Source organism: Peribacillus butanolivorans (assembly GCF_001273755.1).
Taxonomy (GTDB): Bacteria; Bacillota; Bacilli; order Bacillales; family DSM-1321; genus Peribacillus; species Peribacillus butanolivorans.
In genome coordinates, this window is the sequence record NZ_LGYA01000001.1 from 3,203,413 (window position 1) to 3,218,881 (window position 15,469).

16 protein-coding genes are annotated in these 15,469 nt (G+C 39.1%); 1 reads left to right on the forward strand and 15 read right to left on the reverse strand.

The genetic code is table 11. The features are described from left to right. Window positions 1-511 precede the first annotated feature (511 nt). From AKG34_RS14660 to AKG34_RS14720, 14 genes are all read right to left on the reverse strand, one after another. Complete coding sequence (locus AKG34_RS14660; protein WP_053346748.1) at window positions 512-1,696, reverse strand: pyridoxal phosphate-dependent aminotransferase; 1,185 nt, start codon at window positions 1,694-1,696, stop codon at window positions 512-514. A 19-nt stretch (window positions 1,697-1,715) separates the two neighbouring features. Next, a complete protein-coding gene (locus AKG34_RS14665) occupies window positions 1,716-2,192 on the reverse strand; it encodes a cell wall elongation regulator TseB-like domain-containing protein (RefSeq protein WP_053346749.1) in 477 nt (158 codons plus the stop codon). 18 nt (window positions 2,193-2,210) lie between these two features. Then, window positions 2,211-2,381, reverse strand: coding sequence for a YpmA family protein (locus AKG34_RS27070; RefSeq protein ID WP_082527552.1), 171 nt, complete (start codon window positions 2,379-2,381; stop codon window positions 2,211-2,213). Window positions 2,382-2,539: 158 nt separating this feature from the next. Then, window positions 2,540-5,320 (reverse strand): ATP-dependent DNA helicase DinG, encoded by a 2,781-nt coding sequence (dinG, locus tag AKG34_RS14670; protein WP_053346750.1) that lies wholly within the window; start codon window positions 5,318-5,320, stop codon window positions 2,540-2,542. 227 nt (window positions 5,321-5,547) lie between these two features. Continuing rightward, window positions 5,548-5,931 (reverse strand): aspartate 1-decarboxylase, encoded by a 384-nt coding sequence (panD, locus tag AKG34_RS14675; RefSeq protein WP_053346751.1) that lies wholly within the window; start codon window positions 5,929-5,931, stop codon window positions 5,548-5,550. 24 nt (window positions 5,932-5,955) lie between these two features. After that, a complete protein-coding gene (gene panC, locus AKG34_RS14680) occupies window positions 5,956-6,804 on the reverse strand; it encodes a pantoate--beta-alanine ligase (protein ID WP_053346752.1) in 849 nt (282 codons plus the stop codon). Further along, on the reverse strand, window positions 6,801-7,637 hold the full coding sequence (gene panB / locus AKG34_RS14685) for a 3-methyl-2-oxobutanoate hydroxymethyltransferase (RefSeq protein WP_053346753.1): 837 nt from the start codon (window positions 7,635-7,637) through the stop codon (window positions 6,801-6,803). Before panB ends, panC begins: the two co-directional genes overlap by 4 nt. Window positions 7,638-7,987: 350 nt before the next feature. Further along, window positions 7,988-8,968, reverse strand: a complete 981-nt coding sequence (locus AKG34_RS14690; protein ID WP_053346754.1) for a biotin--[acetyl-CoA-carboxylase] ligase — start codon at window positions 8,966-8,968, stop codon at window positions 7,988-7,990. Further along, window positions 8,953-10,146: a CCA tRNA nucleotidyltransferase gene (locus tag AKG34_RS14695; RefSeq protein WP_053346755.1), complete on the reverse strand. Its 1,194-nt coding sequence runs from the start codon at window positions 10,144-10,146 to the stop codon at window positions 8,953-8,955. Before AKG34_RS14695 ends, AKG34_RS14690 begins: the two co-directional genes overlap by 16 nt. A gap of 13 nt (window positions 10,147-10,159) precedes the next feature. Then, complete coding sequence (gene bshA, locus AKG34_RS14700; protein WP_053346756.1) at window positions 10,160-11,299, reverse strand: N-acetyl-alpha-D-glucosaminyl L-malate synthase BshA; 1,140 nt, start codon at window positions 11,297-11,299, stop codon at window positions 10,160-10,162. 4 nt (window positions 11,300-11,303) lie between these two features. Further along, window positions 11,304-12,017, reverse strand: a complete 714-nt coding sequence (gene bshB1 / locus AKG34_RS14705; protein ID WP_053346757.1) for a bacillithiol biosynthesis deacetylase BshB1 — start codon at window positions 12,015-12,017, stop codon at window positions 11,304-11,306. Beyond that, the gene (locus tag AKG34_RS14710; RefSeq protein ID WP_053346758.1) at window positions 12,001-12,426 is read right to left on the reverse strand and encodes a methylglyoxal synthase; all 426 of its coding nucleotides are present in this window, start codon (window positions 12,424-12,426) and stop codon (window positions 12,001-12,003) included. Before AKG34_RS14710 ends, bshB1 begins: the two co-directional genes overlap by 17 nt. 17 nt (window positions 12,427-12,443) lie before the next feature. Continuing rightward, window positions 12,444-13,244, reverse strand: coding sequence for a 4-hydroxy-tetrahydrodipicolinate reductase (gene dapB, locus AKG34_RS14715; RefSeq protein WP_053346759.1), 801 nt, complete (start codon window positions 13,242-13,244; stop codon window positions 12,444-12,446). Then, on the reverse strand, window positions 13,237-13,596 hold the full coding sequence (locus tag AKG34_RS14720; protein ID WP_053346760.1) for a nucleotide pyrophosphohydrolase: 360 nt from the start codon (window positions 13,594-13,596) through the stop codon (window positions 13,237-13,239). Before AKG34_RS14720 ends, dapB begins: the two co-directional genes overlap by 8 nt. Before the next feature lie 168 nt (window positions 13,597-13,764). On the opposite strand from AKG34_RS14720, the gene AKG34_RS14725 reads away from it, so the two are divergent. Beyond that, a complete protein-coding gene (locus tag AKG34_RS14725) occupies window positions 13,765-14,637 on the forward strand; it encodes a YitT family protein (protein ID WP_053346761.1) in 873 nt (290 codons plus the stop codon). 138 nt (window positions 14,638-14,775) lie between these two features. Here the strand turns inward: AKG34_RS14725 and AKG34_RS14730 are convergent, their stop codons facing one another. Next, window positions 14,776-15,450, reverse strand: a complete 675-nt coding sequence (locus AKG34_RS14730) for a zinc metallopeptidase (RefSeq protein WP_053346762.1) — start codon at window positions 15,448-15,450, stop codon at window positions 14,776-14,778. Between the last annotated feature and the right edge of the window lie 19 nt (window positions 15,451-15,469).

Genomic DNA, 15,469 nt, shown 5'->3' on the forward strand with positions numbered 1-15,469 from the left:
TTTAAAATTTATAGACTAAACATACTATTTAATAGGGGTGACAATTGAACTGTCCCCATATATAAAATCCACCATTTAAATTTTGTTCTAGATATAATCCTTTACCCTTTCACGAGCTTCAAATCCCGCTTTCTATTTATTAATTCGCATCCTTATCTCTAGCTCTAGGTTTATAGTATTAACTTTTATAACACCTAACAGCAAAATTAGCCATTATTTTAATCACTACTTATCGTGATAAAGTCCTGGCAACTATCAACATGACTTTAAATACATATTCTTTTGTAATTCTTTAGTTAATTGAACTTCTCAAAGATAATCTTGAAGGAGCCGTTTAGGCATAACTTTTATTATCTTTTTAATCAATATCTGAATCTACTTCACACAATTTATCTAAATAATTGGTCATCCTAGTGAACCAAAGTACATCCTGTACCACTCAAATATTTATTAAACAAAAAAACCTGCTGACACCCACTTTTACGCGGAATGACTGCAGGTTTTAAAATATTTAAGCCATTTTTGACTTAACAAATGAATGGATTCTTTCAACCGCTGCTTCAAGCAGTTCCAATGAAGTCGCGTAAGATAGTCTGATGTTGTCCGGAGCACCAAAACCTGAACCTGGAATTACTGCTACCTGAGCTTCTTCTAACAATGCAGTAGTAAAATCATCCACATTGCTGTAGCCAGTTAATTCAACCGCACGTTTAACATTCGGGAACAAGTAAAATGCTCCTTGTGGTTTAATGCAGCTAACGCCTGGAATTTCCACTAATTTATCATAAATTGTATTCAATCGACCTTCAAATGCTTGGCGCATTTCTTCCACAGGATCCTGTGAACCTTCATAAGCGGCAATTGCTCCGTACTGAGCAGTTGTCGTAGGATTGGATGTGCTGTGGCTAGAAAGGTTTGTCATAGCTTTGATGATGGCCTCATCCCCTACTGCATAACCAATTCTCCAGCCTGTCATTGAATGTGATTTAGAAACACCATTAATGATGATTGTTTGCTTTTTCAATTCAGGAGAAATCTCCGCAATCGATGTATGTGTTGCATTTCCATAAACCAATTTCTCGTAAATTTCATCGGAAACGATTAAGATGTCATGTGCTATACATACTTCTCCGATAGCCGCTAACTCTTCCCTAGAATAAAGCATACCAGTTGGATTGCTTGGAGAGTTAATGATAACTGCTTTCGTTTTCTCAGTAATTACTTGTTCTAACTGTTCTTTTGTAATTTTATATTGATTTTCCTCAGTGCCTACAACATATACTGGTTTTCCACCTGCAAGTTTAATTTGTTCTGGATAACTTACCCAATATGGTATTGGAACAATAACTTCATCTTCTTCATCAAGAATCGCTTGAAACAATGTATAAAGGGCGTGCTTAGCACCTGAACCAACAATTATTTCAGAAGGCTTGTATTCTAAACCTTGATCCCGCTTTAATTTAGCAGCAATCGCCGCTTTTAACTTTGGAAGTCCTGCTGATGGCGTATATTTCGTTTGCCCTTCATTCATCGATTGAAAGGCTGCGTCAATAATATGCTGAGGAGTGTTATAGTCTGGTTCACCTGCCCCCAAACCAATTATATCAAGACCTTGAGCTTTAAGTTCTTTTGCTTTTGCTGTGATTGCCAATGTTGTTGATGGCGTTAATGACTGAACTCGGTTAGCTAATTTCATAATAAATTAATCCCCCATTCTAAATGCTTCGATAATACTTTAGCCATTCCCCTGTTTTAAAATCATAATAATCATAATTAAAGCGCTCAGATTCATCAAGATATGTTACTTCCCAAAGTGGAACGTTTTTTTCCATACCAAGTTTAACTGAAATAATTTTTTGAGGATTTAGCTTTTCTTTAACAATGCTTAAAATCTCTTTTTTTGACTTACCATCTTTATAGTTTTCCACTACAATTTCTTTCTTCTCGTCCTCAGGAAGCCAGACTATTTTTTTAGTCCCATTTTCTCCCTTACCAATGATGACAGAATACGAATCCTGCCCATTATAAAGGTAGAATTCTTCCATGGTTTCAAGGCCGCCCTCTTCCTTCGCCTTTTCAAAAGCCACATTACCAGCTTCTTTTTTAGGCTGCAACGCTTTAATATATGCCCCGCCGACAAATCCGATAAAACAAAGGACTAGGATAGAAGCAATAATCAACCATTTTTTCAAAGCCGCTTTTCCCTCTTTCTATGTACGATAAATTGTAAATATCGCTTTTTCTTGATTTTCTGAATCTAATGCAAGTCCGAACATTAAGTCGTCCTTTTTCAACGTCCGATTCAAAGAATCTACAATCTTATACAAATCAGGAGAATTTTGCAACCTGACTGTCGAGATTACTTCAATTTTACTTTCCATAAAAACGCCCCTCCATTTTAACTAAAAATTGTCAACAATCACTGGTATGAATAGGATTAGAAGGCTTTACTACCTTTCACATTATAACAGCTCGAAGGTTATTTTTCTTTATTATTTCATAAAAATTCAATTGGATTTATGAATAATCTAAAGATTCTTTAAATCCACTCTTCTATCATATCCACCATCTCATTAATTGAGCCTTGATGCCAGTCAACGGCCGGTATGGACTTTTGAAATTCAAGACCATATTTGGCGGTGATAATGCGGCGGTCCAGAACAACTAGGACTCCTCTGTCTTCAGGAGTACGTATCAGCCTCCCGAATCCTTGGCGGAACCTTAGCAAGGCTTCAGGTAAAGAATACGCAGAGAAGGCGTTTCTGCCTTGCTTTTCGAGAAGTTGGCATTTTGCAGCTGTGACCGGCTCATCCGGTGGTGAAAACGGCAGCCTGACAATGATTAGGCAGGATAAATCCTCTCCTGGAATATCAACACCTTCCCATAGGCTAGTTGTTCCAAATAGGACGGCTTTCTCGAAGTTTTGAAAATTTCTGAGTAACCTCATTCGGCTTCCACCAGAAATCCCCTGTGCAAACAAGGTATACTCATCTAGGACCCCTGAGTCTTTAATGGAAAAATAGGTTGCTCGCAGCATCTCATGCGAGGTGAACAAAACCATCATTCTCCCTTTAGCTGCCTGTGCAGCGGCAATAATATGGTTTGCCGCTGTTTCCGAGAACTCCTCCACTGATAAGCAATTAATATCCGGAATATCGTTCGGAACTACCACCTTCACAAGTTCCTTATAACGAAAAGGTGAAGGAAATCTTGCGGTCTGTATTGGTTCAGAATCTAAACCAAGCTGCGCTTTAAAGTACTGAAATGAATCCTTCACAACGAGGGTTGCCGATGTCATGATCACACTTTTCTGGCGTCCAAAATAGGAATCCCACAACCATTTACTTCCTGCAATTGGCTGAACAGTCAATGTCACGCCATGTTGTGGTGCTGTATTTGTATAATCAAGCCAATAAATATTTTCTTCTTGTGGATTGATAAAAAATTCATGTAAGGAATCCCTTGTATCCTGCAAATGTCCAAGAAGCACTTCTATATCATTTAAATAAAATAAAGCATTTTTCCCTAACGTGGCTTCATTATTTAATAAAAGACTCAACCTTTTCTCCAGTTCCACGATGATCGATCCTAGCAAGTCTACTAACCGTTCAGCAACCAGAATCGCTTTACTCCATCGATGGTCATCTATCTTAAATGAGAGGCGTTTCGGACTCACAGAATGAGATAGTTTTTGGGCTTGGTTGGAGATGTAATAAAAAAGTTGTTCAAATTCATAGGCAAAGTCATTAAGCTTTCGATCTAGGTCATGCGTGGACCTACCTTCCGTCAAGCGGTTGTTTGAGAGCAATTTTTCAAGTTTGTATAATAATTGCTTTTGATCTGTGGTCCCTAGTCTGTTCAGCACCGTCTTCACAGAAATATAATTAAGTCTTCGTCCAAGCTGTTTAGAAGCAGCCTGTTCCAAATGGTGAGCCTCATCAAGAATTAAATACCCTTTTTTTGGAATGAGGGCATCTTCTGTAAGAAGATCAGTCATTAAAAAGGAATGATTAGTAATGATGATATCTGCTTTGCCCGCTGTTCTTTTTGCTCTTTCAAAAAAGTCCAATTCAAGCCATGGTTGTTTTAAACCGACATATGTAAGCCCGTCACTTTGAAGTCTATTCCAAAAAAGTTGTCCACCACTTGTGAGATTTAATTCATCTTTATCTCCTGTTTCCGTTTCCGTTAGCCAAACTAATATTTGCATTTTTGTTAATGCTGTTTCGTAATTATCTTCCTTTTCACGTAATGCCCGTTCAAACTTTGCCAAACTCAAATAATTACTTCTCCCCTTTAGCAATACAGCTTGAAAAGAATAAGGAAGGATTTTTTTCAGCTTAGGAACTTCGTTTTGAAGAAGTTGATCTTGTAACTGAAGCGTATACGTCGAAACGACTACGGGCTTTTGATGTTTCCTCGCAAAATAAACAGCAGGAAGCAGATAGCCTAAGGATTTCCCAATCCCAGTCCCAGCTTCAATGATTGCGTCTTGACTGGATTCGAAGGAATGATGAATCATATTCATCATTTCCAGCTGTCCGTTTCTCGCTTCAAAAGCAGGAAAAGCATTTTGTAGCATGGCCATTTTCTTCTTATCATCTTGCGGAAATTCTGCTTCTCTGTCTTTATAATTAGTTTCTTCGTCGACTTTTTTAAATGCAAGGCCTCTAAATGTAATAAGTTCAGGTGAATGAACTTCAGCTTTTGTAAGTTTGCTTGCAATACAAGCATCTATCAATTCGGAAATTTCACTTTGTAAGGAAAAAGATAAGCGGTATAACTGTTTAAGCGTCATCACTGGCAGATTCATGAGCTTTTTTTTCAATTCCAATAATAATAAAGCGGTAGCATATGCATCGCTATCCGCTTGATGAGGCCGAGAATGATCTAGATTTTCTTCTTTGGCCAGCTGATGTAGCTTATATCCATCGGATGTCGGTTTCAAAATTTTCGCTAACTCTACCGTATCAAGTGTGGAACCATAAAAAGGCTCCAATCCACAGCGTACTAATTCTTCCTGTAAAAAAGATAAGTCAAATAAAACATTATGGGCAACAAAACAAGCCCCTTCTATAAGCCGGGCAATATTTTCTGCGACATCTTCAAAGTCAGGTGCATCCTTTACCGTCTCGTTGCTTATTCCGGTCAATTCTTCAATAAACAAGGAAATTTCTTGTCCAGGGTGGATGAACGTTGAGTATTCATCTACAATTTGATCATTTTCGATGACTACGCCGGCAAATTGAATAATCCGGTCTCCTTTTTTCGGAGAATTTCCTGTTGTTTCCAAATCGACCACTACATATCGTTGTGTCATGAATTGTACACCTCAAACTTCACTTTCTCCACTTCCTGATGGAATTCTCTTATCTTTTTTATACCATAATAATCGTAATAAAGGAAACACGCAGTTTATCGAATAAAAGTTTAATTAATTGAATCCACTTCAATCCCTACCCCTATCCTGGTAATACAATTCTAAGCAAATGAAAAGGGCCGGCTCAACATATGCATGATACATGCGCATAAGAGCCGGCCTTCCGCTTACATGATAGTAGCTGCAGGTTCGTTTGAAATCAGTTCAACAATTTGGTTATTTTCATTCATAATCGCAACTTTAGGCTGATGATCACTCAGCTTATCTTCAGCGACCATCACATAAGATATGATAATCACAATATCATCAGGCTGAACTAGTCTTGCTGCTGCTCCGTTCAAACAAACAACACCGCTGCCCCGTTCACCTGCAATCACATACGTTTCAAGGCGTGCACCATTATTATTATTGACGATGGCTACTTTTTCATTCGGCAGAATGCCTACCGCGTCAATTATGTCTTCATCAATTGTAATACTGCCAACATAATTCAAATTGGCTTCAGTAACCCTTGCGCGATGGATTTTTCCATTCATCATTGTTCGAAACATGTAAACTCCCCCTAAGCTGTAGGTTTATTCTACTGTCAATGTAATATTATCAATTAGCCTTGCATGCTTAAACTTCACGGCCATTGCTATAATGATATTTCCTGATAATGTTTCAATCGGCTTGAGCTCTGGATATTGATAAACCTCAATATAATCTATTTTCCCATTTGTATGGGCTTCTACATGTTCCCTTACTAGCGCCATAATTGTATCAGGATTTCTTTCCCCTGTATTAATCGCTTCTATCGCTTTCAATAAACTTTGGTATAATTCTTTTGCTTCTATGCGTTCATCATCTAGCAGATATACATTTCGAGAGCTCTTTGCTAATCCATCTTCTTCACGAACGGTATCGACAGCTACGAGTTTAATTGGAAAATTAAAGTCTTGAATCAAACCATCTATTACTGCGACTTGCTGTGCATCCTTCTTACCAAAGTAAGCTCTATCTGGAAGAATGATATTAAAGAATTTCGTTAGGACCGTCGCTACACCATCGAAATGGCCTGGTCTTTGTCTACCACATAAACATTCCGTCCTGCTTTGGACGACAACCTTGACTGATGGCTCTTCACCGTACATTTCATTGACAGTTGGGTAGAAAAGATAATCCACGCCTGCATTGGCTGCGACATTTTCATCACGTTCCAAATCACGAGGGTATGTTTCAAAGTCCTCATTTGGTCCGAACTGCAACGGATTGACAAAAATACTTAAAACAACGATATCATTTTCTTTACGAGCGTTTTCTAAAAGGGTGGCATGTCCCTCATGTAAGAAGCCCATTGTCGCTACATAGCCGACACTTTTGTGATTGCTTTTTTCCTTAATGATTATTTGTTGTAATTCAGCTGCAGAAGTAAAAGTTTTCATTTTTTTCCCCCGTAAAGCGCTGAAAGCTGCTCTTCCTTCATCGTAAATGTATGCTCTTTCGTTGGAAAATCTTTAGTTTTCACTTCATTCACATAACTTGTAATCGAATTGCTTATTAGTTCGTTCGCATTTCCGTACACTTTAACAAATTTTGCAACACGATCAACACCATAACTGATGACATCGTGATAAACAAGGACTTGACCATCTGTTTCAGCACCTGCCCCAATTCCAATGGTTGGAATTGCTAGGTTTTGTGTGACGAGTTCTCCTACTTGATATGGTACACACTCAAATACTATCGCTATGGCTCCTGCCGCTTCACATTTTTTCGCATCTTCAACGAGCTGTGAAGCTGCTTCCGCATCTTTTCCCTGTACTTTATACCCACCAAGCACACCGACTGATTGCGGAGTCAGGCCAAGATGAGCTATTACGGGAATACCAGCCTTTGTTAATGCGGAGATTTTTTCGACAACGTCATCTGCCCCTTCAACCTTCACAGCATCCGCATGGCCTTCCTGCATGATGCGGGCCGCATTTTTAAGTGTTTCATCTAAAGATAGGTGATAGCTCATGAAGGGCATATCTGTCACGACAAACGTATCGGGGGCCCCACGTTTTACTGCTTTTGTATGATGAATCATGTCATTAACCGTTACAGGGATGGTAGAGTCATAACCTAATACAACCATTCCTAAAGAATCGCCAACTAAAATCATGTCGACACCTGATTGTTCGGCTAACTTTGCTGACGGATAATCATATGCCGTAAGCATGACAATTTTCTCGTGATTTTGTTTCATTTTCAAAAAATCTCCGGATAATTTCATTACGTTTCCTCCTTTTTGATGGAGGAGATGAAAACATCAGCGTTTTAAAAACTGGTGTCTATACATTCATACGCAAAAAAAAGACTGACTAAATAGAGTATCTGTTACGTTACAATAAGTGGCAAAAAACGCCTCATATTGTCAACAAAACAGCACTTGTCCTTTTAGTCAATCTCTTTGATAACATCAGAAGTTTCATCCCTCCGTCCTAGTCCAGTACGCTGGATCAAGGCAGATTTTCAAATAATTTGGTATTTATGGGGGTGCAGTTCACATGAGATACTGCCCACTTGCATTATATCAAGCCAAAATCAAAAATTCTATTTATTTTTCACAGATTTGACAAAAATCTACTGAATTTCAATGTCTGCTGAATAAATCGAATGTACGGTTCCCTTTTTGTCTTCAAGGAGCAGAACACCAGCATCTGTTATTCCCAATGCTTTTCCGACAATTGTATCATTAACCGTACTCGCTTTAATAACCTGTCCCAGGCTGATGGCATAACTCTCCCATAGACCCTTTATTGGCATAAAGCCTTCTTGTAAATATAGATCATACAAATTTTCTAAACGAACCAACACACGTTGTATAACCTTTGACCTTGAAACCGTTTCTCCGCTTTCTATGAAAAGAGAAGACGCTTTCTCCTGCAGATCTTCTGGGAAATCTTCAATTTGTTGATTGATATTCATACCAATTCCGATAATGACAGAATGAATTCTGTCCGATTCTGCCTGCATTTCTGTCAGAATGCCAGTTACTTTCTTTCGATTTATCAAAATATCGTTCGGCCATTTGATTTGAGGTTGTAAATCCGTTATATCCTCTATTGCCTGAACCACGGCAACCGCGGCCAGTAAAGTCAACTGAGGAGCCTCATGAAGTGGAATCTTTGGCCTTAAGATTAGACTCATCCAGATGCCACTGAATTTTGGAGAATGCCAAGATCTCATGAGTCTTCCTTTTCCAGATACTTGTTCCTCGGCAACAACAAGAGTCCCCTCCTGAACTCCTTCATTTGCAAGTTGATGGGCAATTTTTTGAGTTGATTCTACAGATTCCTGATAGTGAATCATTTTCCCGAGTTTTTTTGTTTCCAAGCCAAGCTGTATTTCACTTTCTGACACTTTTTCCGGTGTTGAAATAATCCGGTAGCCTTTTTTGCGGACAGCTTCAACATTATACCCTTCACTGCGCAGGTCTTCTATATGCTTCCAGACAGCCGTGCGCGAACAGCCTATATATTCAGCAATTTCTTGACCGGATATAAATGCACCATTCGCCTTTGAAAGGGCTTCCATCAGCTTTGTTCTTAAATCAGATTGCATTTCTCCAGCCACCTCTTAATTTCATCTTTTTCATTTCTTAATTCTGCATTCAAAACAGCTTTCAAAATCAATTCCAAGTATTCTTTCACCCATGGACCCGGTCTTTCTTGATGCCATTTCAGTAAGTCCGTACCCGTTACCGCAAGATCAGACATTTGTTTAATTATTAATTCATTAAATCGTTGATGAATAACCTTATCCGCATACTTAACATTTCGTCCTGCTAAGACAGCTCGGACTGTAGCAGCTTGGACGGCTTCAATCTGACCTGCCTGGAATATTTCGAGAGCAAAATTTTCAAACGGCGGTTCTTTCTTTGCTAACTGAATAATACGTTGGACACTTCTAATTGTTTTCAGCGGCAGTTTCCACTCTCTTAACGCCGCTTCAATATCCTTGGCATTCGTATAAATCATGATAACAGACCATAATTCTGCCGCTTTTAAGTGATGAAGCGGCAGATTTAATAACTTCTCCAAATTTTCTTTTTGATTGGAAAATCGTGGCAAGTATTGGTATAACCCGCTCTCTAGTAAGAGCGAGAGGGCCCTTGTCTTGTAGGCTCCAGCTAAAAGTTTTTCAAATTCAATGAGAATTCTTTCGATTGCAATTTCGCTAATGATTGGTCCATTCTCTTGAAGTGAATCAAAAGTTTGCTGATCCAGTTCGAAATCAAGCTGGCTGACAAACCTTAATGCACGCATCATTCTCAAAGCATCCTCATGAAATCTTTCATGAGGATTGCCAACCGTGATAATTCTTCTTTGTAACAAATCACGCTTACCGTTAAATGGATCAATCATATTCCCAGACTTATCCATAGCAATCGCATTCATCGTAAAGTCTCTTCTCTGTAAGTCTTCGGTCAAAGAACGGACAAATTGCACGGAATCAGGTCTGCGAAAGTCCGTATACCCGCTTTCCGTTCTAAATGTCGTAATTTCGTACGTACCAGACTCCGCAATTACAAGCACCGTTCCATGTTCGATTCCGATATCTGCTGTTTTAGGAAAGATTCCTTTAATTTCCTGAGGTGTAGCAGAACTAGCGATATCCACATCATTGATGGGCCTGCCAAGTATATAATCTCTTACTGAACCACCCACAAAATAGGCTTCGAATCCTGCTTTTTCAATCAATTCAAGAATGGGCACTGATTTTAAGAATAACTGATCCATCAGCATCCCCTCCTTATTCAATAGAATTAGTTTCGAGCGCTTGAACATAGATTGCTTCATACTCTGACATAATGGTATCTGAGTGAAATTCAGTATTGGCCCTTTCTAGAGCAGCCTCAGAAAAACGTTTATGTAAAATAGGGTTTCTTAAAAGTCCGACAGCCTTTTCAGCTACCATTTCGACGTCGCCCAATTCACAAATATAGCCGGTCTTTCCGTCAACAATAACCTCGGGAATCCCTCCTACATTCGTTCCTATACATGGAACACCACATGCCATTGCCTCAAGAAGTACAAGTCCAAAACTTTCTTTTTCGGATAGCAGTAAAATTAAATCACTAATTGAATATAATTCGGCAAGGTTGTCCTGCTTACCCAGAAACAAGACCTTTTCTTCGATTCCGAGATCTTTAGCCAACTTTAATACCGTTGTTACTTCCGGGCCGTCTCCTACGAGAAGAAGCTTAGCAGGTATTTTCTTTTGAGCTAAAAAGAACGCTTGGATAACATCTTTAACCCGCTTGACTGAACGAAAATTTGATACATGAATGATGACTTTTTCTTCATCTTGAATACCGTACTCGTCCCGTAAATATTCTGAATTGGTTTTATGATAATCCCTTTCATCAATAAAATTATAAACGGTTTTGATTTCCTTTTCCGGAGAGATTAACTCATGTGTTTGTTGCACGAGCGAATTAGATACACCTGTAACAACATCTGATTGTTCAATTCCAAATTTTATTAAATTGGATAGTGAAGGGTCATGGCCTAGCACAGTAATGTCTGTACCATGAAGAGTCGTGACGATTTTAACTTTATTTCCTGACATCTGCTTTGCAAGAATCGCACAAACCGCATGTGGAATGGCATAATGAACATGGAGAATATCAAGTTTTTCCCTCTTCACTACTTCCGCTATCTTACTCGCAAGCGCAAGGTCATAAGGTGGATATTGAAAAACAGAGTAAGAGTTGACTTCCACTTGGTGATAATAAATATTATGGTACATCTTATTTAGGCGGAAAGGGAGGCTTGAAGAAATGAAATGTATTTCATGTCCTTTTTCTGCAAGCATTTTGCCCAATTCAGTTGCAACGACACCCGAACCTCCTACTGTAGGGTAGCAGGTAATTCCAATTTTTAATTTCATAAGATTATTTTTCCCCTAACAAATCGGCTTCGATCAGAAACGGTTTTTTTGACATAAATCCTTCCGCATAAGCGACACCCACTTCTTTGCCGAACATCTTTTCCCTTGCTTCTACTGTCTCGATATATCCGTTCACAAGCGGTGTCTCCACCGTTGTATTACTTTTTTCGAATTGACTTCCATATGCTCTAAGACTGTCCAATTTTCCCGATATAGTAGATGTAATGTCAACGACAAAGTCAGGTTTGTGAAAACCATTTATCATAAAATAGTACATATTTTGGACACGATGAGCTTCAAGACCATCTTCAACCAAATACTTTCTAACCCCAGCCGAAAAAACTGCTTCTTCAACTAATTTTGCACAATTCCCATGATCAGGATGACGGTCTTCCAAAAAAGGGGCAAATACAAGTGTGGGTTTATATTTGCGAATAACCGTTATAATTTGATTTATGTATTCTTCTTTCATATATAAACCACGGTCGGGTAAATCTAGGGATATTCTCTCCACCCCTAGAATTTCTGCTGCCTTAGCTGCTTCCTTTTGCCGTAATAGAACGGTACCGTTGGACGACATTTCCGCTTTTGTCAAGTCACAAATGACGATGTCCTTACCCTGTTGCGCATATTTAGCAATCGTACCACCCATACCAATTTCAACATCATCCGCATGTGCACCGAAAGCGAGGATATCTATATTACTTTTGTTTGTCATTTATCTCACCTTGTTTTTTTCGTAGTTTAAGCCAGTCCATATATCCATGTTTCAAACCCTGAATAAGTACTTCTGCCGTTCCCATATTTGTGGCCAATGGAATTTCATATACATCGGAGAGCCTTATTAGTGCTGATACATCCGGTTCATGTGGCTGCGATGTTAATGGATCTCGGAAAAACAGGACCATATCCATTTCACCACGGGCAATCATTGCCCCGATTTCCTGGTCTCCGCCTAGAGGTCCCGAATGGAAACGATGGACAGGCAATGATACTTCTTCCATGATTCGTTTCCCCGTTGTACCAGTAGCAAATAATTCATGTTGTTGAAATACAGCTTTATAGGCTGTTACAAATTGAATGATATCTTCTTTTTTCTTATCATGGGCAATTAAGGCAATTTTCATCGTATTCCTCCTAATACCTACTCGATAATATTTTCTAGTCCATATACAAGTACATCCAATTTCATGACTGAATCAACAGCAAGTTTAACTCCTGTCATAAAGGACGCGCGATTGAATGAATCATGGCGAACCGTCAATAACTCTCCATCACTCCCGAAAAGTACCTGTTGATGAGCAACAAGCCCCGGTAGACGAACACTATGGATATGCATGCCATCTATATTTGCTCCTCGAGCACCTTGAATGGTTTCTTTCTCATTCGGATGACCCTGTTGTTTTGTCTCACGTACTGCAGCTATCATATCTGCCGTTTTAGCAGCTGTACCTGAAGGGGCATCCAATTTTTGATCATGATGCATTTCAATGATTTCTACATTCGGGAAGTACTTTGCAGCCATTTGTGAGAACTTCATCATCAAAATAGCCCCAATTGCAAAGTTTGGAGCGATGATGCATCCAATACCTTTTTCCCTAGTTAACGAATCCAGCTTTGCTAAATCTTCTTTTGTAAATCCTGTTGTTCCTACAACAGGACGGATACCATGATTCAGTGCCGTTTCTGTATGATACATGCCTACTTCAGGTGTAGTTAAATCAATCAATACATCTGCATTTACAGCCGAGAAGCATTCGTTAATATCGGAAAAAACAGGTGCTTCAATTCCTTGAAAACCATCAATATTTGAGAGGCTTTCCTCGTTATATTTACGGTCTATAACAGCTGCTAATTCAAACCCTTCTGTTCTATGTACTAACTTCACCGCTTCATTACCCATTCTGCCACGAGGTCCAGCTACAATCACTCTTACTTTACTCATCTTTTACTTCCCCCTCTACATTCTCTTCTTTTTTTGTCCATCTGTCTTTATCACGTGTTGCAAACTTATGCATGACCGTATCGTGCGAGCTTTGAAGGTCAATACCAAGTGAATTAGCAAAACAAATTAGCACAAATAGCATGTCACCCAATTCCTCTTCAACCGTATTCTCATTTTCAGTTGATTTCTTAGGTTTTTCACCATGGTAATGATTGACTTCTCTAGCCAGTTCACCAAGCTCCTCTGACAAGCGTGCTAGCATAGCCAAAGGGCTGAAATATCCTTCTTTGAATTGTCCTATGTATTGGTCGACTTCTGCTTGCATTTGTTGGATCGTCTTTTGCTTTTCCATTTAGTCACCCATTCTTGATTTTCGTTAATAAACATTATACCTTCTTTATGTTAGCTAAAAGTGAATCATATGACAACAGATACGTTCGGTAACAACAATTGCCCATAGTTGGTTAATTAGTTATAATAAGTAAATTAACCGCATTCAAACGTTTTGGAGGTAAAAGTCATGCTTTTCGGCTTAAAATTGAAAAACACTATATTTATCCTTTTTGGAGCTGGAATCTTCGCATTTGGCCTCGTACATTTTAACATGCAAAATAACTTGGCAGAAGGCGGTTTCACTGGTCTCACCTTGATTATATATCAACTTATTGGGATAAATCCTTCTTATTCTAATTTGGTTTTAAATATCCCCTTATTCTTAATAGGGTGGAAATATTTAGGACGGACTTCTTTTTTTTATACAATCATTGGAACAGTTGGTTTATCCGTTTGGCTATGGGTATTCGAAAGATATCAAATCGAAATAAATCTCGGGAATGATTTGATGCTGGTGGCATTGTTTGCCGGGGTCTTTGTTGGTGTTGGGCTAGGTATCATCTTCCGTTATGGCGGGACAACTGGCGGCGTTGATATTATTGCCCGATTTGCCCATCGTTATTTAGGAATGGGCATGGGCCGGACCATGTTTATTTTTGATGCCGTTGTTATTGGCCTATCCATTCTCACCTACTTGGATTACAGGGAAGCGATGTATACCCTAGTGGCGGTATTCATCGGTGCGCGGGTTATCGACTTTATGCAGGAAGGAGCCTATGCGGCTAGAGGAGCAATGATTATCAGCGAGAAAAATGAGGAAATTGCTGATAAAATCATGAAAGATATGGAGCGGGGAGTAACAGTCTTAAGAGGGTATGGATCATATACAAGAACTGATCGAGAAGTTCTATATTGTGTTGTAGGTAAAAATGAGCTCGTTCGCTTGAAAAATGCCATCACTTCAGTGGACCCTCATGCTTTTGTATCTGTAAGTGAAGTGCATGACGTATTAGGTGAAGGCTTTACCCTTGATGAGAATAAGAATCCAATCGAACGGTAGTATCCACTGTGAAACCATTACAAATACATATTTTACATGATTCCCCGAATAGTGAAGTTATATAAGTAGTGTTAACTAAACCCGGTATACAACGAAAACGAATAAAAAGAACTCCATCTGTGATGGAGTTCTTTTTATTTAATCTTCTTCTCTCATACCTGTATACATAAGCAGAAGTCGAACTAGTTCAAGTACGGCTACAAGAGCGGCAGCAACATACGTCATCGCAGCTGCACTTAATACTTTTTTCGTTTCTCGTTCTTCATCATTACGGATAACTCCTACAGAAACGAGTTGATCCATTGCCCGAGAGGAAGCATTAAACTCCACCGGCAGCGTGATTACTTGAAATAATACTGCAGCTGCCATAAATACGATACCCGCTATTAATAAGCCTGGGATTCTGGCTAACACCCCGATTAAAATCAAAATCCAAGATATATTGGAACCAAAGTTAGCGACCGGTACTAACGCATGGCGAAAACGTAAGAACGCATAAGCTTCTTTATCTTGAATCGCATGTCCCACTTCATGGGCTGCAACTGCTACACCGGCAACAGAATGCCCATGATAGTTATCCGTCGATAAACGGACCGTTTTATCTCTTGGGTCGTAATGATCTGAGAGCATTCCAGGTGTTTCTTCGACCCTGACATTATATAAACCATTTTGATCCAAAATGGCTCTCGCCGTTTCAGCACCATTCATACCCGAAGAAGCAGATACTTTTGAATATTTTTTATACGTACTTTTCACTTTCATTTGTGCATAAATCGGGATTAAAATGATAATCGCCAAATAAATGAAATACATGGTATCCTCCTAAAACTAT